Consider the following 22,370-nt stretch of genomic DNA (forward strand, 5'->3'; position numbering starts at 1 on the left):
GGTGTACGGGGAGCTGCGCGGTCAGGAGCGGTGGCGGGGCCGAAGCCCGCTGCCACCGCCCCCGGTTGTTGTGCGGGGTCCGTCAGGGGCAGGCGCCGTCGGCGATGACGTAGTGGCCGGCCGGTGACTCCTTGAGGGTGTGCGTGACGGCGACGTTGTAGAGGCCCATGTTCTGGCCGGAGCCCTTGGCGTAGGTGTAGCCGCCGCTGGTGGTGGCCCGTCCCGCCTGGACGTGCTGGTAGTTGTTCGCGGTCCAGCACGTGGCGCCGGAGCCCGTGGTGGAGGCGGTGACGGCGGCCGACCGGGCGCCTTCCTCGCCGTCCGAGTCGCGGGCGGCCACGGTGTAGGTGTGGCTGCCGCCGGGGCTGAGGCCGGTGTCCGTGAACGGCGGGGCGGCCGGGGTGGCGACGCGCGTGCCGTCCCGGTACACGGCGTACGACGCGGCGCCGGTGACGCTGTTCCACTTCAGGGTGACGGATGTGTCGGTGGCGCCGGTCGCGGCCAGACCGGCAGGCGCGGGCAGGCCTCCGGGGTCCGGGGCGGAGCCGTCCAGGCCGAAGAAGCCGGTGATCCAGTAGCTGGAGCAGATGGAGTCGATGAAGTTCGCCGTGCCGGTCGCACCGCACTGCTCGGCGCCCGTTCCCGGATCGACCGGGGTGCCGTGGGCGATGGAGGGCACCCGGTCGACCTCCACGGCGACCGTGCCGTCCGCCCCGAGATACTGCTCCCTGCGCGTGGAGTTGGGGCCGATGGCCGAGGTGCGGTCCGGGCTCTGGTCGATGCCGTGCACGGCCGTCCACTGGTCGCGCAGTTCGTCGGCGTTCTTCTTGGCGACCGTGGGGTCGCTGTCTCCCTGCCACACGGCCACCCGCGGCCAGGGGCCGCCGTAGCCGGGGTTGGCGTCACGGACGCCCTGCGCCCAGGCCGAGGGGGTGCGGTCGACACCCGGGTTCATGCAGCTGTACGCCGACACCACGTCGTCGGCGCAGTCGTAGGGCAGGCCCGCGACCACGGCGCCCGCCCGGAACACGTCCGGGTAGGCGGCGAGCATCACCGAGGTCATGGCGCCGCCGGCCGACAGGCCCGTGACGTAGGTGCGTTGCGGGTCGGCGCCGTAGGCGGAGCCGGCGTGCGCCACCATCTGGCGGATCGACGCGGCCTCGCCCTGGCCGCGGCGGGTGTCGCCCGGCTGAAACCAGTTGAAGCACTTGCTGCTGTTGTTGGCGGAGGTCTGCTCGGGGAAGACGAGCAGGAAGCCGTGCCGGTCGGCGAATTTCACCAGACCGGCGTTGTCCGCGTAGACCTGCGCGCTCTGGGTGCAGCCGTGCATGGCCACCACCACCGCGGGCTCGGCCGCCAGCGTGGCCGGCTCGTACACGTACATGTTCAGGCTGCCGGGATTGGCACCGAAGCTGCCGATCTTCTCCAGGGCGACGGCTGTCGGCGCCGCCTGTGCGGCGGGCGACGGCGCGGACACCGCCGCGGCCACGACCAGGCCCACCACGGCGGTCACCCGGCCCAGGGCACGCTGCCACCGCCCGCTCCGCCTCGCCCAAAGGGGCGGCCCTCCGGGCAACTGCGGGTTCGAACGTCTCTGGTACGACGACGGCATGGCGGCTCCCGACGGAGGGCGGCGCGCGCTCTCCGGGGCGGATCACGCGACCCCGGAGCCGGTCCGCTCGTGCCGCGGGCCGGGACGCCGGGGTGCCGGCAACCGTAGGAGGCACCGGAAGCGGGGCAGAATGGCGGCGTCCGCCACAACGCCGTCAACTCCCGCTGGTGCCGTACCTGTTGCCGTCCGGATCCGTCCGTGCTATCAGCGCCGCGCCCGAACCGCGGCCGTGCAGGCCCTGGTTGAGTTCCCGCAGGACCGCCTCCAGCAGGCTGCGTGTGCCGCCCACAGCGGCGTCCTCGCCCTCGCCGCGCCCCTCGGATCCCGGTCGCGGGCCCGAGCCGCGCCGGCCCCTCCTGGCCCGCGGGCTCACAGGCCCGCGTCGGCGGCGTCGGCGCCGGCCAGCCGGTGGTGGATGCGCTCGGCCCAGTTGTCGACGGCCTTCCAGTCCCGGTGATCGCCGTAGCGTCCGCCGCGCGCCCGGAAGGCCAGGTGCCGCAGGGCCGGGACGTGATCCCGGTAGACGGCTCCGGCCAGCATCTGGTGCTCACGGGGGCGGATGAGGGAGCGGATCCCGGCCAGCTGCCGGGGCTCGGCGCCGCCGCGGACGGGCCAGTGGCCCGCGTGGGGCGGCACGCTGACGCTGTACAGCCACGTGGGATGCGTGGCCAGGGTGCTGGGGTGGCTGCGAATGAAGTCGGTGGCCTGCGCGAGCCAGGCCCCGTGGTGCACCGCACTGCCCAGCACGAACGCGTCGTAGCCTCCCGTCTTCTGTTCGGCGACCAACGGCACGACGACCGTGACGTGCCCGCACTCCGCGAGCCGGGTCGCGAGGCGCTCCGCGATGCCGTGGGTCGAGCCGTGCACCCCGGTGTAGCCGACCAGGATGTTCATGATTCCGCAGCTCCTCTTCCGTGACGTGGGCACGGGCCGGTTGCAGGACTGGACACGGGTGCGGGATACGGCCTTTCCCGGGAGCCGCACGGGGTTGCGGAACATCGAGGATGCTCCCCGGACCGGGAAAGGCCGCCGCCCTCGCACCGGCGGGCAGGCGCCATGGGCGACTGCCGGGCGAGGGGCGTCATGGGTGCGACGCGGGGAAAGACGCCGGGTCTGACGGTCTGCTGCCGTCCGCCGCGGTCTGCGACTGCTGCCCCGTGGCGCGACATCCCGGCTCTCCCGCTGTCAGTTGAAAACTACACAGAAAGGTAAGAACGCCGAGGTCTGGGGCATTCGCCACCATAGAGGGGGTTGGCAATGTCGAACAGGCGTGTGTCGGCCACAGTAATCAACAGCCTCGCCCAAAAACCGACACCCCGAGGGCGGTGCCACCGAGGCCGGTTCGCGCCTCCCCGGTCGGCGGCTTCGGTGGAAGCGTCCCCAGCACGGACCCCGCCGGGGGATGCCGGAAGGTGGTGGCGGCGTGGACGGAATCCCGCTCGGGAGAGTCACCGGCCCGGCGTCCGTGGCCGAGGGCCCGCTCACTCGGGCAACGCCCCTGGACACCCGTATCCAGGAGGCCCCATGACCCGCGTGCGCACGGCAGCCCCCGGCGCCCAACGGCGCGCGGTGAACTGTCCGGCCGCCGGGCCCTGTTGCCCGATCGGCACTCCCCCGTCGCCCGGACCGTCGCCACCCGAACACATCAAGCCACCTCTCTCCGGCCACCGGGCACCCGCTCCCGCCCGTCACATCCCGGTCCCCCGGACCGGCTGACTGCTCACCGCAGCGCGGAGGTGCGCACCATGCCCACGCAGCAGACCATCACCGCAGGCGTCGACGGCTCGCCCGAGAGCCTGGACGCCGCACGCTGGGCAGCCCGGGAAGCCCTGCGGCGCAACCTGCCCCTGCATCTCGTGCACGCCGGTGACCCGCCGGCGGACCGCGGCCGGTTGCCGGACGACGACGTGCCGGCCCGGCGCGAATCCGGAGCACTCGACCGCGCGGTCCTGCACCTCGCCGACACCCACCCCACCCTGGGAATTCTCGACGAGGAGGTCACCGGGCCGCCGGTGGGAGCGCTGCTGGCCGCCGCCAGATCATCGGCGCTGCTCGTCGTCGGCTCGCGCGGCGCCGGCGCGCTCTCCCGGGTCCTGGTCGGCTCGGTCGCCCTGGCCGTCGCCGCACGCGCCTCGTGTCCCGTCGCCCTGGTGCGGGCGGGCTCCCGCACCGAGGACACGGGCTCGGCGGCCGGTCCCGACGGTCCGGTCGTGCTCGGCCTCGACCTCGCCCGTGCCGGTGACGAACTCCTGGAGTACGCCTTCGACGCGGCGGCCTCCCGCGAAGTGCCGCTGCATGTCGTGCACGTCTGGACCGCTCCCCTGATCCCCTCCGCCGACGCCATCGACCCGATGCCGGAGAAGGAGCGCCGGCTGGCGGCCGAACTCGCCCCCTGGCGGCACAAGTTCCCCGGCATACAGGTCACCGGCCGGCTCGTGCACGGTCTGGCCGGCCACCACGTGGTCAAGGCGGCCGAGGGGGCGGGCCTGCTGGTCATCGGCCGCCGGGTCCCGGTCGGACCGCGTCTCGGAAGGACCACGCACGCGGCGATCCACCACACCAGGTGCCCGGTCGTCGTCGTCCCGCACTACTGACGGGCGGCCGCGGATCGCCGTGCGCCTGCCGGGTCTCGCGCCGTGCCGCGTGGACTCACCCGCGGCGGAGGATGTCAGGACCGCCGGTTGCCGCTGCGATCACCGGATGGCTGAAGAGAGCGCGTGGGGCCCGGCGGCCTTCGTCACCCGCCGGGCGCGGAGTGTCCTCGGCATCGTGGACGAGGCGGCGGGCACGGTGATCCGTGCGCTGGCCGGAGTGGTGCTGGACCGCATCGACCTGGACGACCTCGTGTCCCGCGTCGACGTGAACCGGATCGTGGACCGGGTCGACATACTGCGGATCGTCGAGCGGGTGGACGTTGACGCCATCGCCGAACGAGTGGACGTGGAGGCCGTCGCCGACCGGGTCGACGTGAACCGGGTGGCGGACCGTGTCGACGTGGGCCGGGTCGCCGAGCGGGTGGACGTGAACGCCATCGCCGAACGGGTGGACGTGGAAGCCGTCGCCGACCGGGTCGACGTGAACCGGGTGGCGGACCGCGTCGACGTGAACCGCGTCGCCGAGCGGGCCGACGTCGACGGGATCGCGGCGCGGATCGACGTCGACGGCATCGCGGCGCGGGTGGACATGGACGCGGTGATCGTACGGATCGATCTGGCGGGACTGACGCGTGAGGTGCTTGCCGAAATCGATCTGGGGCGGATCGTCCGCGACACCGGGGGCGGCATGGCCGCGGAGACCGCCGACGCGGTCCGCCTGCTCGGCAGGCGCGGGGATCGCGGCGTCAACCGGCTCAGCGACCGGCTCCTCAGGCGTTCGGGCCCGCCCCCGGCCGAGGGTGCCGCCGGTCCGCCGCCCGGGCCCGCGTGATGACCGTGCCGGAAGGCGGGCCCGGACCCGAACCGGCCGGGATCGTCTCGCGCGGTGTGGCGGCGATACTCGACGTCCTGGTCGTGACCGCCATCGGCTTCGCGCTCCACGCGGGCGCGGGATGTGTGCGGCTGCTGATCACCGGGCCGCCGTTCCGGTTCCCCGAACTGCCCTCCTGGCTCGCCGGGGCCGCGGGCTGGACCCTCGCCGTCCTGTACTTCGGCTGCTCGTGGGCCGCGATCGGGCGCACGGTGGGAGACCGCCTGATGGGGCTGCGCGTCACCGACCGGGCCGGCCGGCTCCTCGGGCTGCCGCGCTCCCTGGTGCGCGCGGCCCTGTCGGTGACGTTCCCGGTGGGTCTGTACTGGGTCCCGCTGAGCAGACGCCGCGCGTCGGTCCAGGACCTGCTGGTCGCGAGCGTGGTGCGCTACGACTTCCGCTGACCGCCGCCGCTCGCGCGGCGGTCGGCGCGGCCTCACCCGTGCCGGGTGGGGGGCGGGGTCCGGGGCAGCTTCGCGGCGGCACCGAGCCCGCCGAGCCCGATGAACGCGAGCACGCCGAGGGCCACCGCGTAGGGTCCCGCGGCCGGGTTCGCGACGAGGATGGTGCCCGCGATCGCGGTGCCCACCGAGGAACCGAGGTTCGACACACTGCGCGAGAGACCGGAGATCTCGCCCTGCTCGTCCTCGGGGAAGCTCGACTGCACCACGTTGACCGAGGGGGTCAGCATCACACCCATCCCGAGGCCGATGAGGAGCAGCCCGGGGACAGAGGTCCAGATGCTCGACGTCTTGTCGGCCAGGGCGAGCAGCACGGCGATGCCGCCCACCGTCGCGACGAACCCGACCATGATGAGCGTGCGCTGCTCACGGCGCTTCGCGAAGCGTTCGGCGCCCAGCGAGGACACGAGCAGGCCGAGGGTGGACGCGCTGAAGATCAGGCCGGTGCTGATCGCGTCGTACCCGCGGACGACCTGGAGGTAGGCGGCCACCGTGAACGACACCCCCATGAGCATCAGCCACTGGGTGTGCTGGGTGATCAGACCGAGGTTGGACGTGCGGTTGTGGAACAGAGAGATGCTCAGCAGCGGCTGGCCCCCGGCACGCTCCTTCGCCCGCACCCAGCGGAAGAAGGCCACGAGCACCAGCGCGCCGACGACGATCAGACCGCCCATCAGCCAGGCGTTGTCGTCGGCGACCAGGATCCCCATGACGACCAGGACCAGACCGACCGCGGACAGCACCGCGCCCACCGTGTCGAACACGCGCTCGGGGTCCGGCGGGAGCGGATCGTCGATGCGGCGGACGAGCACGATGATCACGGCGACCACCAGCGCCTGGAACACGAACGCCGCACGCCAGCTGATCGCCGAGGTGATGAGCCCTCCGATCAGCGGACCCGCGGCGGCACCGATGCCGCCCATCCCCATGATGGCTCCGAAGGCGCGGGCGCGGTCGGCCACGTTCGTGAACAGCAGGGTGGTGAGGATGTAGACGGGCGGGATGAGCAGGGCCGTACCGACGCCCTCGAGGATCGAGTTGCCCAGGATGAGGACGCCGAGGCCGGGTGCCGCCGCGCTGAGCAGGGCGCCGACCCCGTACACGGCCAGGCCGATGACGAGGCAGCGCTTGCGGCCGTAGCGGTCGGTCAGGATGCCGCCCGGGATCATCAGCGCGGCCATGACGAGCAGGAAGATCGTGATCGCGAGCTGCACGCCCTGCACCGTGGTGTCCAGGTCCTCGCTGATGTCCTTGATCATCACGTTCATGTTCGAGCCCGCGAAGCTGCAGACGAACTGGGCGAGGGCGAGCGGCGCGAGCACCTGACGCGGCCAGGGGCGTTTCTCCTGCTTGGCGCCTGCTCCCTCTGGTACCCCCGCTCCACCCGGGGTCGACGGGTCGGTCATCGCCTCGCCTCCGTTCGCGTCCCGTACGTCCCGTTCGCGGGCCGGACGACGGTCAGACTGCTGGGCGGCCATCCCTGCGGCGTCACCCCCGGAGGGTGACGACCGGGGGTACCGGTCGGGGGCAACACTCGGGCAAGTGCGGTGCAATCGGCACCCTGCTCGAGTACGGAGGCCCTGTCATGGCCACCTCTACAGCTCAGCACCACCGCTCCGGCGCCAAACAGACGGCAGCCGCAGGGCTGACCATCTTCGCCGGGGTCCTGCTGTTCCTCTCCGGGTCACTGGACTTCTGCCGTGGCCTGATGGGCGTCCTCGATGACAACGTCTTCGTCCACACGCCCAACTACGTCTTCGAGTTCGACCTGACGACCTGGGGCTGGATCCACATGCTCTTCGGCGCGGTCGCGGTGGTCGTCGCCTTCGGCCTGTTCGTCGCCGCGAAGTGGGCCAGGATCCTGGGCGTGATCATCGCCTCACTGCTGATCATCGCCAACTTCCTGTCCGTGCCCTACCACCCCGTCTGGTCCCTCACCCTGGTCGCGATGAACGGGTTCATCATCTGGGCCCTGTGCGTCGTCGACAAGGACAGCGTCTACTAGCCGAGGTGGTCCATGAAGGACGCACGTGCGCGTGCGGCGGGCGAACGGGCGGAACGGATCGCTGAGTTCATCGCGCCGCTACGGGTCGAACCCGGCTCGAAGGTGGACCTGTCCAAGGATTTCGATCCCACTCACAAGAAGGGCATCAAGAACAAGAAGGACGGGCAGGAGCTGCTCCGCAGCGGCGTCGTCCTGCTGGCCGACTACCAGCGCCGGCTGGCCGCCGAGGGTACGCACGGCGTCCTGATGTGCCTGCAGGCGCTGGACGCCGGCGGCAAGGACGGCACGATCCGCCATGTGATGAGCGGGGTGAACCCCCAGGGCGTACGTGTGGCCGGCTTCAAGGTGCCCTCGGCCGCGGAGCTCAGCCACGACTACCTCTGGCGCTATGCCTGCAACCTGCCGAGCCGCGGGGAGATCGGCATCTTCAACCGCTCCCACTACGAGGAAGTCCTGGTCGTGCGGGTGCACCCCGAGCACCTCAGCCGCCAGCGGCTGCCCGGGCATGTCTCGGGCAAGAAGATCTGGCGCCGCCGCTACCGGGAGATCAACGACTGGGAGCGGTATCTGACGGACAACGGGTTCAGGATCGTCAAACTGTTCCTGAACCTGTCCAAGGAGGAGCAGCGCATCCGGTTCCTCAAACGGATCGATGTCCCCGAACGCAACTGGAAGTTCTCGGCGGCCGACATCCGTGAGCGCACCTTCTGGGACGACTACCAGAGGGCGTTCTCCGAGATGCTGTCCGCCACGAGCACTCCCTGGGCGCCCTGGTACGTCGTGCCCGCGGACCGCAAATGGTTCGCGCGCACCTGTGCGGCGGCCGTGCTCGCCCACACGCTCATCGACATCGACCCGCAGTATCCGGTCATCGACGACAAGAGCCGGCACGCACTGGAGCTGGCCAAGCAGCAACTGGAGGACGAGGCACCCGACGGTGCGGCGGCGGACCCCTACGCGAAACGGTCCGCCGCCGGCGTACTGCGCCGCCGAGCCGATCGGAGGCGGGTGCGATGACCGCACAGGCACCCGGCCACGGCGGACGCCTCGCACCGGCGGACGTCTGGTACGCCCTGCCCGCCGACGCGGTGGCCGGCGAACTCGACGTCGACCCCGCCGTGGGCCTGGACGCCGCGCGGGCGGCCGCGCGGCTCGCCGAGGACGGACCCAACACCCTGCCGGAGGAACGGACACGCGGCGGCTGGCTGCGCTTTCTCGGCCAGTACACCTCGTACATGCAGATGATCCTCGTCGCCTCCGCTGCGGTGTCGCTCGCCATCCAGGAGTGGGGCACCGCCGTGGTGCTGCTCGCCCTGACCGTGCTTAACGCGGTGATCGGGATGCGGCAGGAGGGCAAGGCCGAGAGCGCCATGAACGCCCTCAAGGAGATGACGAAGGCCACCGCACGGGTGCGGCGCGACATGACGGAGGCCGAGATCCCGGCGGCCGAGGTGGTCGTCGGGGACGTCGTCCTGCTCGCCGCGGGGGACGAAGTGCCCGCGGACGGACGGCTCGTGGCCACGAGCGCCCTGCAGATCGACGAGTCCGCGCTCACCGGGGAGAGCGTTCCCGCCGCGAAGGACGCCGCGCCGGTACGGGGCAGCGGTCTCGGCCCCGCCGACCAGACGGACATGGCGTTCATGAACACCCCGGTCACGCACGGCAGCGGCGTTCTGGTGGTCACCGCCACCGGCGCCTCCACCGAACTGGGCAAGATCTCGGGGATGTTGTCGGCCACGCGACGCGAGGAATCGCCGCTCACCCGCGAGCTGAACCGCCTGACCCTGTGGATCGTGGGGGCGGCCGGCATCACCATGGCCCTGATGTTCGCCCTGGGGCGCGGGCGTGACGTGCCGTGGGACGCGCTCTTCGTCAGCGCCGTGTCCCTGGCGATCGCCGCCGTCCCCGAGGCGCTGCCCACGGTGACGCAGACGATCCTCTCGCGCGGCGGACTCGACCTGGCCCGGCGGCACGCCATCGTCAAGGACCTGCCGTCGGTGGAGACCCTGGGCTTCACCTCGGCCGTCAACTCCGACAAGACCGGCACGCTGACGATGAACCAGATGACCGTGGTCGAGGTGGTGGACCCCTTCGACCGCTACACGGTCTCGGGAACCGGCTACGCCCTGGAAGGCAAGATCCACCATGCCGCGGGCAGTTCCCCGGGCATCGAGGACGCGATCCTGCCGTACCTAGTCGCCAACGACGCCTCACTCGTGGACGGACGGGTGGTGGGCGACCCCACCGAGGGCGCGCTGCTCGTCCTCGGCCACAAGGCGGGCCTCGACGTCGACGCCACGCGCGAACGGCTTCCCCGCCTCGCGACCCTGCCCTTCGACCCGGCGTACAAGCTCATGGCCACCTTCCACCAGGGCCGCGACGCGACCGGCCGGCCGGTCGTGCGCTGCTTCGTCAAAGGAGCGGCACCGGCCGTCCTCGCGCGCACCACCACCGCCCTGTCGAACGGTGCGCCCATCCCCTTCGACACGGCGCTGCGCACCCGGGCCGAGAGGGAACTCGAGCGGATGGAACGGGCGGGCCGCCGCGTGATGGCCTCCGCCGTCCGCGACATCGACCCCGCCGATTTCACGCCGGACGGGGATCTCCTCGCCCACGTCGGGGTGTTGTGCGTGACGAGCCTGGTGGGCATGGCCGATCCGCCCCGCGCCGAGTCGCGCGACGCCGTGGCCGCCGCCCAAGCCGCCCATATCCGCGTACGGATGGTGACCGGCGACGACGTGATCACCGGCGCGGCCATCGCCCGGCAGGTCGGCATCGAGGGCAGCGCGATCCTGGGCGCCGACTTCGCGGCCCTCTCGGAGGAGGAACGCCTCGCCCGCATCGACGACATCGGCGTGGTCGGCCGGGTGGCCCCCGAGCACAAGGTGCTCCTTGCCGAGACCCTGAAGAAGAAGGGCGACGTGGTCGCCATGACGGGCGACGGCGTCAACGACGCCCCGGCCATCAAGGCCGCCGACATCGGCATCGCCATGGGATCGGGCACGGAGGTCGCCAAGAACGCCGGACGGATGATCCTGTCCGACGACAACTTCGCCACGATCGTCCACGCGGTGGAACAGGGCCGCAAGATCTACGACAACCTCACCAAGTACATCCGCTTCGTCCTGGTGCTGCTCATCGTGTTCGTCCTCACCTTCCTCGGCGCGGCGCTGTTCGACATCGCCGACGGCGAGCCGTTCACGCCCGCCCAGGTGCTGTGGATCCACTTCGTCGTCAACGCCGCCTTCGGCTTCTCGCTCGGCTTCGACCGGGTCAGCGCCGGCCTCATGTCCCGCCGCCCGCGGCCCCGCGGAGAGCCCGTGATGACCGGCGGTCTGATGCTGACGGTCGGGCTCGCCGGTACGGCCGTGGCGATCGGGCTGCTGACCATGATCGAGCTGGGCACGGAGCGCTACGACAGCGTCCGCATCGGCAACTCCATCGCCCTCACCGCGTTCGCGCTGTGCCTGATCGTGGCCGCCCTCGAATGCCGCAACCAGACCGCTTCGGTGCTGACGATCGACACCTTCGACAGCAAGCAGCTGAACTGGACGGTCTTCGGGGAGTTCGCGCTCGCCGTCCTGGTCACCCAGACCGACGCCTTCAACCGGCTGCTCGACACCACGCCGCTGAGCATCGGCCAGTTCGGCTGGGCCCTGCTGCCCGCCCTCGCGCTCCTCGCGCTCTGGGAGGCGGGCAAGTTCGCCGCCCGCCGCCACAAGACCTCCGCCGCCGGGCAGAGGTGAGCGGCCGGTGCGCGTCGGGACGCCGCCCGGCATCAGAACGCTGCGCACCTATCGCCGGGAGTGGCTGCTCAAGGATCTGGTGGCGGGCGTCGTCCTGAGCACGCTCCTGGTGCCGCAGGGCATGGCGTACGCCGAACTGGCCGGACTGCCGCCCATCACGGGGCTCTACACCTCCGTGCTGTGCCTGCTCGCGTACGCCGTGGCGGGACCTTCGCGCGTCCTGGTGCTCGGCCCCGACTCGTCGCTCGGCCCGATGATCGCCGCGACGATCCTGCCGCTCCTCGCCGCGGACGGGGACAGCGCACGCGCGATCGCGCTCGCCTCGATGCTCGCCCTGATGGTCGGCACGATCACGCTCCTGGCGGGGGTGGCGCGGCTCGGTTTCGTCGCCGATCTCATCTCCAAACCCACCATGATCGGCTACATGAACGGCCTGGCCCTGACCATCCTCATCGGGCAGTTGCCGAAGCTGTTCGGCTTCTCGACCGACGCCGACGGGCTCAGCGGCGAGGTGGACGCGTTCGTCCGGGCGGTGGCGGACGGGCAGACGGTGGCGGCGGCCGTCGCGGTCGGCGGCGGCTGCATCCTCCTGATCCTGCTGCTGCAGCGTCTGATGCCGAAGATCCCGGCCGTCCTCGTCATGGTGGTCCTCGCCATCGCCGCGTCCGTCGTCTTCGACCTGGACGAGCACGGGGTGAAGACCGTCGGACGCCTCCCCGAAGGGCTGCCGCCGTTCACCGTCCCGGACATCGGCTGGGACGACATGGGTCCGCTGTTCGTCGGCGCCCTCGGCATCGCCCTGGTGTCCCTGGCCGACACCATCTCCAACGCCTCCGCCTTCGCCGCCCGTACCGGACAGGAGGTCCGCGGCAACGACGAGATGATCGCGATCGGCTCCGCGAACGTGGCCGCGGGCCTCTTCCAGGGGTTCCCCGTGAGCACCAGCGGTTCCCGCACGGCCGTGGCCGAACGGGCCGGGGCCAAGACCCAGCTCACCGGACTCGTCGGCGCGGCGCTGATCATCCTCATGCTCGTCCTGCTGCCGGGTCTCTTCCGCGACCTGCCCCAGCCGGCGCTCGCCGCCGTGGTCATCACCGCCTCCCTGTCCCTGGCCGACCCCGCGGGCACGATACGGCTGTGGCGCCAGCGCAAGGCGGAATTCTGGCTGTCCATCGCGGCCTTGCTCGGGGTGGCTCTGCTCGGCGTGCTGCCCGGGATCGGCGTGGCGGTGGGGCTGTCGATCCTGAACGTCTTCCGGCGTGCGTGGTGGCCCTACAGCACCGTCCTGGGACGTGTGCCGGGCCTGGAGGGCTACCACGACGTGCGGTCGCATCCGGGCGCCGAGCTGCTGCCGGGCCTGGTGATCTTCCGCTTCGACGGGCCGCTGTTCTTCGCCAACGCCAAGTCGTTCCGCGATGAGGTCCTGCGCTGCGCACACGCCGAACCGGCACCGCGGCGCGTGCTGATCGCCGCGGAGCCGGTGACGGACGTCGACACGACCGCGGCGGACATCCTGGAGGAGCTGGACGCGGCCCTGAAGGACCGCGGGGTGGGCCTGGTCTTCGCCGAGCTCAAGGATCCGGTACGGCGCAAGGTCGAGCGCTACGGCCTGGCCCGCACCTTCGACGCGGGCCGTTTCTACCCCACCGTGGAGGGCGCCATCGAGGCCTACCGGTCGGACAGCGGCGCGGACTGGGCCCCGGCCGACCGGGCTACCGGTGACCGGGGCTGATCTGATCCGGGTCCCCGCGCGGCGGGGTCAGTGCGGGGATACGCCCGCCGCGGCGACGGAAAGCACGTGCGTACCCCACGGCGGTAGATCGACGTAGAGCCCGCTGCTCGTCAGCTCCGCACCCGAGCGTTCGTACCGCTCGATGTCCAGCAGGCTGGCCAACTCCACGTGGCCGTCGCCGAGTTCGCTCCAGGGCAGCCGGATGCGTGCCTGCGCCGGGTGGTCGGAGAGGTTGACCACGGTCAGGTGCCGGCCCGCCTCGCCGGACCAGCACGAGACGATGAGGTGCCGTCCGGAGTCGTTGTCGGGCCAGCCCTCGCAGTCCAGGAGCTGCCAGCGCCCCGTACGCATGTTGCTGCGGTGCACGGCCGCCAGGAGCCGCTCGTAGAACTCCCGCAGGGAGGGGTCCGGCGATTCGTCCGGACGCCGGTCGAGGAAGACCGGCAGGTGGACGCGGCGCCCGGTGAACTGTCCCTCGTGCCACAGGGTCGCGCCGGGCAGCGTGGCGATCAGCGTGGCCGCCGCCCGCTCCTTGGCCGCCGGCAGGGTGCGCGCGGCCCGCGGCTCGTCGTGGTTCTCCAGGAACCGGACCAGGCCGCGCTGGTACCGCTCGTCGGCGCGCAGATGCCCGCGGACCGACTCGGCGCTCTCGTTCAGGATCCTGTCGTAGAGCCGCTTGTCGTAGCAGAAGTCGAACCCCTGCTGCTGGAGGGCCCATTCGAGGTCCCAGTAGGCCTCCGCGGCGAAGACCATGTGCGGGTGGAGACGGCGCACGGCGGTCACCACCTCCGGCCAGAAGTCCTCCTGCGGCCGGGTGCCCGCCCGCTCCCCCCACGTCCGGGCGAAGACGTCGTTCATCATGAGCATCGCCATGTCGCAGCGCACCCCGTCGCAGACCCCGCCGATGCCCTTGAGCACCTCTTCGGTCGCCCGGCGCAGGGCCGGGGCGAAGGCGTTCAGCTGGACCACGTCGGGCCAGGGCGGGAAGAACGGGTCGCGGCCCCGCGCGAGCACGGCGTGCCCGGTGTCGAGGAACCCGTCCGGGTCGCGCCGGGCGTCCTCCTGGTCGCCCTGCACGAAGTACTCGGGGTGCTCGCTGACCCAGGGGCTGTCCGGGGCCACGTGGTTGGGCACGTAGTCGAGGAGCAGCCCCACCCCCCTCTGGTCGAGTTCGGCGCGCGCGGCCGCGAGCCCCGCGGCCCCGCCGAGTGCCTCGTCGACCTCGTAGCGGCGGATGCAGTACGGCGATCCGGCGATCTCCTCCTCGCCGATGTCCGGGACGGCTTGGGCGAAGGCGCCGCGCAGTGCCGGGTTCTCCAGGGCGATGGCGCGTCCCCGCGGGCTGCGCTCCCACACGCCCATCAGCCAGACGGCGTCGACCCCGGAGGGCGTGATCTCGTCCCACACGTCCTTGGGGACGTCCGCGAGCCCTCCCGGGCCTCCGGTGCGGCGCATCGTCTCCCGCAGCCATACGCGGGTGTTGACCTCGTACACGACGGGCTGCGCTGGCAACTCGGTCATCGCTTGTGCCTCCTGGCGGTGCCGGTGCGGAATTCCTCCGGGTCGAACGTGCCGAAGATCTTCATCAGGGCCGCGACGAGACCGGTCCAGCCGGTCTGGTGCGAGGCGCCGATGCCCGCGCCGTTGTCACCGTGGAAGTACTCGTAGAAGGAGACCAGGTCACGCCAGTGCGGGTCGTCCTTGAACTTCGCCTGGCCTCCGTACACGGGCCGCCGGCCGTCCTCCCCGCGCAGGAAGATCCGGGTGAGGCGGGTGCAGATCTCCTCGGCGACCTCGTACAGGTTCTTCTGGATCCCCGAGCCGGTGGGGCACTCGACGGTGAAGTCGTCGCCGTAGAAGCCGTACAGGTTGATCAGTCCCCGGATGACCAGGGCGTTCATCGGCATCCAGACCGGGCCGCGCCAGTTGGAGTTGCCGCCGAACATGCCGGTGTCCGACTCGGCGGGCAGATAGGAGACCTTGTACTCCTGGCCGTGCACCCAGAACGTGTACGGGTGCTCGGCGTGGTGGCGGGAGAGCGCCCTGATCCCGTACGGGCTCAGGAACTCGTCCTCCGACAGGAGCCGGGCCAGCACGCGCACCAGCTTCTTCTCGTCCAGGACGGACAGCAGCCGCGGGCCGCCCTCCACGCCGGCCTGCGCCGAGGTCAGCGTCACCGACAGCGAGGGATGGCGCTCGGCGAACCGCCGCAACCGGTCGCCGAGACCGGACAGACGCTCCAGCTGGTCCGGCCGGAAGACGGTCGACGCGCACAGCGGAAGCAGCCCCACCATGGAACGGACCTTCAGCTGGACCGCCTCCCCGTCGGGCAGGCGCAGCACGTCGTAGAAGAAGCCGTCCTCCTCGTCCCACAGTTCGTCGTGGAGGTCACCGACCCGGTCCATGGAGGCGGCGATCCACATGTAGTGCTCGACGAACTTGAGGACCAGTTCCTCGTAGGCCTCATTGTGTTCGGCGAGTTCCAGCGCGATCTGCAGCATCGACTGGCAGTACAGCGCCATCCAGGCGGTGCCGTCCGCCTGTTCCAGGGAGCCTCCGGTGGGCAGGGGGGCACTGCGGTCGAAGACGCCGATGTTGTCGAGGCCGAGGAAGCCGCCCTGGAAGATGTTGCGGCCACCGGGGTCCTTGCGGTTGACCCACCAGGTGAAGTTCGTGAGCAGCTTCTGGAAGGTGCGCTCCAGGAAGGCGTGGTCGGCGTTCCCGGTCGTGCCCTTCTCCACCATGTAGACGAAGTACGCGGCCCAGGCGTGCACGGGCGGATTGACGTCGCCGAAGTTCCACTCGTACGCCGGTATCTGGCCGTTGGGGTGCAAGTAGACGTCGCGAAGGAGCAGTTCGAGCTGCTCCTTGGCGAAGCCGACGTCGACGACCGCCAGGCCCACGGCGTGGAACGCCAGGTCCCAGGCGGCGAACCAGGGGTACTCCCACTTGTCGGGCATGGAGATGATGTCGTCGCTCTCCATGTGGAACCACTCGCCGTTGCGCAGCCCGGGCCGCGGCGGGCTCCACGGTGTCATGTCATGCTCGCTCAGCCACTTCTCCAGGTCGAAGCCGTAGTACTGCTTGGACCAGAGCATTCCGGCGAGGGCCTGGCGCATGACGCGTGCCTCGTCCTCGCTCGCCCGCTCGGGGGTCAGCTCCCGGTAGAAGTCGTCGGCTTCGGCGATGCGGTCCGTGAAGACCGTGTCGAAGCCCTTGGCCAGGGAGAGCTTCGCGTCGGCCGGGCCGAGCCGCAGCCGCAGGGTCAGGGAGCCTCCCGCGGGAACGGTGAGCGTGTGGTGGGCGGCCGCCTTGGTGCCCTCGCGGGCCGGGTTGACGGCGGCCTCCTCTCCCTGGACGACGTAGCGGTCGATGGCGTTCTTGACGTAGGGGCTCGCGTTGGGCGAGCCGAACAGCCGCTGCTGGTCGGTCTCGTTCTCGGTGAACAGCAGCGAGGGTCCGTCCGCGCACCGCAGGTCGTAGCTGCCGAGCTCGGGGTGGTCGGCGCGGATCGTGGCGGTCGAGCCAGGTGCGTCGACCGCCCTCAGCCGCGGCCGGTGCTCGTGGTCCGGATGCTCGCCCCAGGACCAGGTGTTGCGGAACCACAGCGTCGGCAGCACGTGCAGCTCCGCCTCGTCGGGGCCCCGGTTGTCGACGGTGATCCGCATCAGGATGTCGTCGTGGTCGGCCTTCGCGTACTCCACGGTCACGTCGAAGTACCGGTCGTCGTCGAAGACGCCCGTGTCCATGAGCTCGTACTCGAACTCCTGGCGTGTGCGGTCGCGGTTGACGGACACGAGGTCGTTGTACGGGAAGGCCGCCTGCGGGTACTTGTACAGGTACTTCAGGTAGGAGTGGCTCGGCGTGCTGTCGAGGTAGAAGTAGTACTCCTTGACGTCCTCGCCGTGGTTGCCCTCGCCGTTGGTGAGGCCGAAGGCGCGTTCCTTGAGGATCGGGTCGCGGCCGTTCCACAGCGCGAGGGCCAGGCACAGGCGCTGCTTGTCGTCGCAGACGCCGCCGAGGCCGTCCTCGCCCCACCGGTAGGCGCGCGAACGCGCGTGGTCGTGCGGGAAGTAGGACCAGGCGTCGCCGCCGGGGCTGTAGTCCTCGCGGACCGTGCCCCACTGCCGTTCGCTCAGGTAGGGGCCCCAGAGGCGCGATCGTGCGCTGCCGTCTCCGATCGGTCCGATCCGTCCGGCGTGCGTCCGCGTCTTCATGCGCGTCTCCCTGCGTCGGTCAACCGGGTGCGCCAGTCTTGGCGGGGGCCTCCCGGCCCGCCTCACCTTCGGTGGGTGAGCCTTCCGGGGAGCCTTCGGCGCGGGTCACGAGGGTGAGCCCGATCTCGTACGCGGCCAGCAGCCCGCCGACCACGAAGAGGGCGGTCCATGACGAGAGCAGCAGCGCGATCAGAGCCGCGACGACGACGCCCGCCACCCGCAGCACGTCGGCGTGCTGTGCCAGCCACGGCCGCACCCGCGAGCCCTCCACCCGGTCACCGGCCTTGGCCAGGACATGGCCGGTGGCCCGCGCGCCCTGCGCCACGTACCGGCGCAGCGCCCTCGGCAGGCGTCCCGGACCCACCAGATAGGCCAGGACGGCGATGCCGACGCCCAGCCACAGCAGCTGGTCGCCCCGCTCGCGCAGGGTCTCGAACACGGTCCACATCGCCGCGCGTGCGCCGTCGCGGTAGACGCCCGACGGCACCTGGCCGAGCAGTTGGTCCCGCACCGCCCGCAGCACGGTGGAGAGGACCGTGACGGTCACCACCAGCCACAGACCGAGCTGGAGGAGGGTGCGTCGCCGCTGGGGCGAGATCCACAGGGCGAGTCCGAGCAGCACCGGCACAGCGATCACCAGGCCCACCACGGCACGCTTGGCCATGAGGACGATGTCCTGCAGCTGACCGAGCTCGTGGCGGTTGTAGAGACGGATCTGCGCGAAGTTCTCGGGCAGCGACACCCCGAGCGCCTTCTCGATGCGTTCGTGCAGGCCCGGCGGGAGCTCGCCGGAGGACAGGGCCGGCAGATCGAGCTTCTTGCCGAACAGGGTGGGCAGTTGGTCCTCGAGGGACCGCAGCACGTTGTTGACCACGGGCAGCAGGTTCAGGGTGACCGTGTCACCGCTCACCTTCACGTTCTCGTTGCGTTTCTCCAGCACGTCGATGATCCGCGCGTGGGCGCGGCGGTTCGTCGCACGCCACAGTTCCTGGAACCGGTCGTTGGCGATGAGCTTGGAGATCGAGTCCCGCACATAGTCGTGGACGGCTCCCGTGACCGGCGCCGCGAGGAAGGACGCGCGCGGCGGCAGCGTCTCGGACAGCCGCTGCTCGACGTCCAGCTGATCGAAGATCTCGCGCGCCAGATAGGTGGAGACAGCGGCGTTCACGTCGGGGTCCTCGGGCAGGGGCCCCACCGCGGCGATCCAGCGATCCGTGTTGAGCGTGGTGCGCGCTCCCCACACCCCCACGATCGACGTGGTCGCAAGAACGGCGACCAGCGCGATCAGTACGGCCGCCACGACCCGCCGCACGGACAGCAGCCGTGCCCGGCGCCGCCGCTCCGTCCCGGCCCGGTCACGCAGCTCGCCGACCTCCGCGCGCAGGCGCTCCAGCTCGGCCTCGGTGGCGCTGTCCGGGGCGGGTCCGGCGGCATCCCCGTCCGGTGTCTCTTGATGGCTCATGGGCGTCGCACCTCCGCCCACCACCGTCACCGCGACCGCGCCCGGTTCCCTCACCTGCGGCGGGTGACGCGCCGCACCGGTTGCCGACGCTGTGATGACGGCCGTGACGGCGGCACTTTCCCGAGAGGAGACACGATGGCTGGGATCGGACCGGTACAACTCCTGACGGTCGAGTTCGGACCCGACGCCAAGTTCGAGGGACGGATCATCGAGGAACTGTCGATCCTCGAGGCGAACGGCCAGATCCGCGTCCTCGACATGCTCTTCGTACGCAAGGAGCCCAGCGGGAATCTGTTCGCCCTGGACTTCCAGGCGGAGGGCATGGGCGAGACGGTCGCCGCGCTGCTCGGCATCTCGGGCGAGCAGTTGCGGGCGGCGGAGGCATTGGACCCGAGCCTGGCCGAGGGCAACGCCTTCGGCCTGACCCTGGACGAGATCAGGGAGATGGCCGACTCCCTGGACCCGGGGGCCGCGGCGGCCTTCATCCTGCTGGAACACGTGTGGGCCAAGTACCTGCGCAAGGCCCTCCGTGACGCCGGTGCCGTCCCTGTCGCCGAGGGCTTCCTCACCGAAGAGGCAATAGCCCCCGTCATCGCCGAACTGACGGCGATGGCAGAGAAGTTGGGTGATCCGGTCACGGCAGAAGACCGGCCGGGCCCGACGACCCCCAATCACCGGAGGAGGACCTGATGGCCGACCTGGTCGTACTCGGATTTTCGGACAAGGAGAAGGCGGAGGGTGTTCTGCGGCTCGCCAAGGAACTGTCCCGCCAGGAACTGCTCGACCTGGAGGACGCGGCGATCGCCTGGCGGACCATGGACGGCAAGCTCCATGTGCACCAGACGTTCAACACCACGGCCACCGGCGCGGCCGGCGGTGCCCTGTGGGGCTCGCTGTTCGGACTGCTCTTCCTGATGCCGGTGTTCGGTGCCGCGGTGGGCGCCGCCACCGGTGCCATCGCCGGAAAGCTCTCCGACATCGGCATCAACGACGCCTTCGTCAAGGAGACCGCGAGCACCCTGGAGCCGGGGCGCGCGGCGCTCTTCGCTCTCGTGCGGCGCTCGACACCCGACCGCGTACGTGACGCGGTACGTCCCTTCAACCCCACCGTGATCCGCACCTCGCTCACCAAGGACCGCGAAGAGGAACTGATCGAGGCCCTTCGGGAGAAGTGACCCAAAGCGGCCCGGCACTCCGGATCGGGCCGCCGCGGCGGGCGCCGTCTCACACCGGAATTTCATCCGGGTGAGATGGCGCTTGCTGTGCGCTCCCACCGTCCCGTCGACCCCATACTTGCCGCAGCCGCCACACTTTGCTCCGAGAGCGAGGTGCCGCCCCATGGCCGAGTGCTCAAGCCCTGCACCGGACACCGGCCCCGACCGGGCGTCCGCCGGAACAGCGCCCGCAGTGCCCAGCTGGCTCGTACCCCGGCCCCGCCTGACCGACCGTCTCGCGAGAGGCGTCCTCGGGCCCTTGACCGTGATCGTGGGTCCCGTGGGCGCGGGCAAGACGGCTCTCGCCCTGGAGTGGGCGCACACCCGGCGCCTGCCGGGCCCGCTCGCCTGGGTCACCTGCGACGGCCGGGCCGAGCAGTCCGGCGTCTTCTGGCCGCGTGTGATCGGCGCGCTGCGCGAGGCCGGCGTCGACCTGCCCGAATCCCTCACCCCGGAGGCCGAACCGCTGCTCGTGGCGGCGCTCGCCGCCGATCTCAACAAGCACGGGGAGCCGGTGGTCCTCGTCCTCGACGACTTCCAGCCCGCTCCCGGCTCGCCCATCGCCGAAGGGGTCAGCAGCCTCCTGCGGCACCTTCCCGGAGTGCTGCGCCTGGTCGTGCTCGCCCGCCGGGACCCTCCCCTGCATCTGCACCGCGGCCGGCTCACCAGCGAGGTGACCGAGCTGCGCACCGACGACCTCGCCTTCGACGACCGGGAGACGACCGCGCTCCTTGCCCAGCACGGCATCGACGTGCCCAAGCAGACGGTGAGCACGCTGCGGCGGCGCACGGACGGCTGGGCGGCGGGGCTGCGCCTGGCGGCGATGTCCATGGAGAAGCAGAGCGATCCCGAGCGGTTCGTGGCGCAGTTCGCCGGTGACGACGAGGCCATCGCCAGCTACCTCGTCGAGGAGGTGCTGGACCTGCAACCCGACGGTATGCGCCGGCTGCTGCTCACGACGAGCGTCCTCGACCACATGAACGCCGAGCTGGCCGTCGAGCTCTCCGGCGAGGACGCGGGCCGGCACTTCGCCTCCCTCGTCCGGGAGAACTCGTTCCTGCAACCCGTCGGCCAGGGCTGGTACCGCTGCCACCAGATGTTCGCCGACGTGCTGCGGATGTGCCTGCGCCACGAGACGCCCGCCCTGGTCGCACCGCTGCACCGCCGCGCGGCGGCCTGGCTCGGCGAGCACGGTCTCCTTGCCGACGCCGTACGGCACCTGCTCGCCGCGGGCGACCGGGACCAGGCGGGCCGGCTGATCGTGGACCAGCTCGCGATCGGCCAGGTGCTCGGCCTCACCAGGCTGCGGCTGCCGAACGACCTGACCCGGCAGCCGCCCGAACAACTCCCGGCGAAGGACCCCGAACCCGCCCTGCTCGCCGCGGCGGTCGCCCGCGTGCACGACGACGACCAGTTGTGCGTCCGTCATCTCGACCTGTCCGAGAAGCTGCTGGCCGACCTGTCGGCGGAAGAGGACCGCGTGGCCCGTTGCCGCCTGGCCCACGCCGTGATCCGCATGGACCAGGCGCGCTCCGGAGCCCCCCACGAGGCCCGCGCCGCCGCCGCAGACGCGGAGTCCGCCCTCGCGCAGCTGCCCCACACGGCCCTGGCCCAGCACCCCGAGATCCTTGCCCTCACCCTGGCGATCCGCGGCGGCGGCGAGTTGCGGGAGGGCCGGCTCAAAGCCGCGGAGGCGTCCCTGACCGGCGGGCTCAAGGCCGCGGGGGCGGCCGGGAACGGCGCGCTGCGCAGGGACTGTCTGATCGAGCTCGCACTTCTCGACGCCCTGCGCGGTCGTTTCCGGGCCGCCGACGAACTCGCCGCCCAGGCCACCCAGCCGCCGCTGCCCGCATGGACCGTGGCGGAGCGCTCCCAGGCGGCCCTGCATCTCGTCCGCGCATGGGTCGAACTCGCGCGCGGCGAACCCGGTCGCGCCCAGCGCGAACTCACGGGCCTCCGGGCCGCGTTGAGCGGTCTGCCGGACGCGTTTCTCTCCGAGACAGGGTCCCTCGTGGCGGGTCTTGCCACGGCGGTGGAACGGAGCGGTTCGGCGCCCGTGCCGATCATCGGTGACGTGGTGGCCGCGTCCCGGCTGCCCCGTCCCGTGCTGCGCGCCGTGATGCCCGCGTGCGCCTCGCTGCTCGACTCCGCCCGGCAGCGCGTCACCGTCACCGCCCTGCCGCGGCAGCCGGGCGCACAACCCGCCCTCGCCCTCGTCACCGCCCCGCCGGCGCCCACCGAGCGGCTCAGCGCGCGGGAGCGGGACGTCCTGGACCGGCTGGCACAGATGATGACCACCGAGGAGATCGCCGAGGAGCTCTACCTCTCGGTGAACACGGTGAAGACCCATCTCAAGAGCGTCTACCGCAAGCTCGCCGTGACCCGGCGCTCGGCCGCGGTCAGGCGAGCCCGCGAACTGCAGATCCTCTAGCGGGAACCGGACGGGTGACGGTGCG

17 protein-coding genes are annotated in these 22,370 nt (G+C 71.4%); 10 read left to right on the plus strand and 7 right to left on the minus strand.

Annotation, left to right across the window (positions count from 1 at the left end; translation table 11 throughout):
* Positions 1 to 82: 82 nt before the first annotated feature.
* The 3 genes from ABZ906_RS09505 to ABZ906_RS09515 form a co-directional block, all read right to left on the minus strand.
* A complete protein-coding gene (locus ABZ906_RS09505) occupies positions 83 to 1,612 on the minus strand; it encodes a PHB depolymerase family esterase (RefSeq protein WP_361379611.1) in 1,530 nt (509 codons plus the stop codon).
* Between the two features lie 154 nt (positions 1,613 to 1,766).
* The gene (locus ABZ906_RS09510; protein ID WP_361379614.1) at positions 1,767 to 1,901 is read right to left on the minus strand and encodes a hypothetical protein; all 135 of its coding nucleotides are present in this window, start codon (positions 1,899 to 1,901) and stop codon (positions 1,767 to 1,769) included.
* 80 nt (positions 1,902 to 1,981) lie between these two features.
* Positions 1,982 to 2,506, minus strand: a complete 525-nt coding sequence (locus tag ABZ906_RS09515; protein WP_361182589.1) for a flavodoxin domain-containing protein — start codon at positions 2,504 to 2,506, stop codon at positions 1,982 to 1,984.
* A gap of 851 nt (positions 2,507 to 3,357) precedes the next feature.
* Between ABZ906_RS09515 and ABZ906_RS09520 the strand changes: the two genes are divergently transcribed.
* The 3 genes from ABZ906_RS09520 to ABZ906_RS09530 all read left to right on the plus strand — a co-directional run bounded on the left by ABZ906_RS09520 (position 3,358) and on the right by ABZ906_RS09530 (position 5,481).
* Positions 3,358 to 4,206 carry a universal stress protein gene (locus ABZ906_RS09520; protein ID WP_361379617.1) on the plus strand — a complete coding sequence of 283 codons (849 nt, stop codon included), beginning with the start codon at positions 3,358 to 3,360 and terminating at the stop codon, positions 4,204 to 4,206.
* A gap of 106 nt (positions 4,207 to 4,312) precedes the next feature.
* Positions 4,313 to 5,038 carry a hypothetical protein gene (locus ABZ906_RS09525; protein ID WP_361379620.1) on the plus strand — a complete coding sequence of 242 codons (726 nt, stop codon included), beginning with the start codon at positions 4,313 to 4,315 and terminating at the stop codon, positions 5,036 to 5,038.
* The gene (locus ABZ906_RS09530; RefSeq protein WP_361182594.1) at positions 5,038 to 5,481 is read left to right on the plus strand and encodes an RDD family protein; all 444 of its coding nucleotides are present in this window, start codon (positions 5,038 to 5,040) and stop codon (positions 5,479 to 5,481) included. The genes ABZ906_RS09525 and ABZ906_RS09530 overlap by 1 nt, the downstream gene beginning before the upstream one ends.
* 32 nt (positions 5,482 to 5,513) lie before the next feature.
* On the opposite strand, the gene ABZ906_RS09535 is transcribed toward ABZ906_RS09530, so the two are convergent.
* A complete protein-coding gene (locus ABZ906_RS09535; protein ID WP_361379623.1) occupies positions 5,514 to 7,016 on the minus strand; it encodes an MFS transporter in 1,503 nt (500 codons plus the stop codon).
* 107 nt (positions 7,017 to 7,123) lie between these two features.
* On the opposite strand from ABZ906_RS09535, the gene ABZ906_RS09540 reads away from it, so the two are divergent.
* From ABZ906_RS09540 to sulP, 4 genes are read left to right on the plus strand one after another with little or no spacing between them, the layout of a single operon-like run.
* Complete coding sequence (locus ABZ906_RS09540) at positions 7,124 to 7,543, plus strand: hypothetical protein (RefSeq protein ID WP_361182597.1); 420 nt, start codon at positions 7,124 to 7,126, stop codon at positions 7,541 to 7,543.
* 12 nt (positions 7,544 to 7,555) lie between these two features.
* A complete protein-coding gene (locus tag ABZ906_RS09545) occupies positions 7,556 to 8,560 on the plus strand; it encodes a polyphosphate kinase 2 family protein (protein WP_361379626.1) in 1,005 nt (334 codons plus the stop codon).
* Positions 8,557 to 11,289, plus strand: coding sequence for an HAD-IC family P-type ATPase (locus ABZ906_RS09550; protein ID WP_361379629.1), 2,733 nt, complete (start codon positions 8,557 to 8,559; stop codon positions 11,287 to 11,289). Before ABZ906_RS09545 ends, ABZ906_RS09550 begins: the two co-directional genes overlap by 4 nt.
* Before the next feature lie 7 nt (positions 11,290 to 11,296).
* The gene (gene sulP, locus ABZ906_RS09555) at positions 11,297 to 13,021 is read left to right on the plus strand and encodes a sulfate permease (RefSeq protein WP_361379632.1); all 1,725 of its coding nucleotides are present in this window, start codon (positions 11,297 to 11,299) and stop codon (positions 13,019 to 13,021) included.
* Between the two features lie 27 nt (positions 13,022 to 13,048).
* Here sulP and ABZ906_RS09560 read toward each other — a convergent pair whose 3' ends face one another.
* From ABZ906_RS09560 to ABZ906_RS09570, 3 genes are read right to left on the minus strand one after another with little or no spacing between them, the layout of a single operon-like run.
* On the minus strand, positions 13,049 to 14,542 hold the full coding sequence (locus ABZ906_RS09560; RefSeq protein ID WP_361379635.1) for an alpha-amylase: 1,494 nt from the start codon (positions 14,540 to 14,542) through the stop codon (positions 13,049 to 13,051).
* Positions 14,539 to 17,238, minus strand: coding sequence for a glucosidase (locus tag ABZ906_RS09565; RefSeq protein WP_361379638.1), 2,700 nt, complete (start codon positions 17,236 to 17,238; stop codon positions 14,539 to 14,541). The genes ABZ906_RS09560 and ABZ906_RS09565 overlap by 4 nt, the downstream gene beginning before the upstream one ends.
* A gap of 19 nt (positions 17,239 to 17,257) precedes the next feature.
* Complete coding sequence (locus ABZ906_RS09570) at positions 17,258 to 18,700, minus strand: hypothetical protein (RefSeq protein WP_361379641.1); 1,443 nt, start codon at positions 18,698 to 18,700, stop codon at positions 17,258 to 17,260.
* A gap of 135 nt (positions 18,701 to 18,835) precedes the next feature.
* Here ABZ906_RS09570 and ABZ906_RS09575 point away from each other — a divergent pair, with 135 nt between their 5' ends.
* From ABZ906_RS09575 to ABZ906_RS09585, 3 genes are all read left to right on the plus strand, one after another.
* Positions 18,836 to 19,390 carry a DUF1269 domain-containing protein gene (locus tag ABZ906_RS09575; protein WP_361379644.1) on the plus strand — a complete coding sequence of 185 codons (555 nt, stop codon included), beginning with the start codon at positions 18,836 to 18,838 and terminating at the stop codon, positions 19,388 to 19,390.
* On the plus strand, positions 19,390 to 19,875 hold the full coding sequence (locus ABZ906_RS09580; protein WP_361182610.1) for a DUF1269 domain-containing protein: 486 nt from the start codon (positions 19,390 to 19,392) through the stop codon (positions 19,873 to 19,875). The genes ABZ906_RS09575 and ABZ906_RS09580 overlap by 1 nt, the downstream gene beginning before the upstream one ends.
* A 163-nt stretch (positions 19,876 to 20,038) precedes the next feature.
* Positions 20,039 to 22,345 (plus strand): LuxR C-terminal-related transcriptional regulator, encoded by a 2,307-nt coding sequence (locus ABZ906_RS09585; protein WP_361379647.1) that lies wholly within the window; start codon positions 20,039 to 20,041, stop codon positions 22,343 to 22,345.
* Positions 22,346 to 22,370: the final 25 nt, after the last annotated feature.

Origin of the sequence: Streptomyces sp. NPDC046925, assembly GCF_040644915.1 — a bacterium.
In the GTDB taxonomy this organism is placed as follows: domain Bacteria; phylum Actinomycetota; class Actinomycetes; order Streptomycetales; family Streptomycetaceae; genus Streptomyces.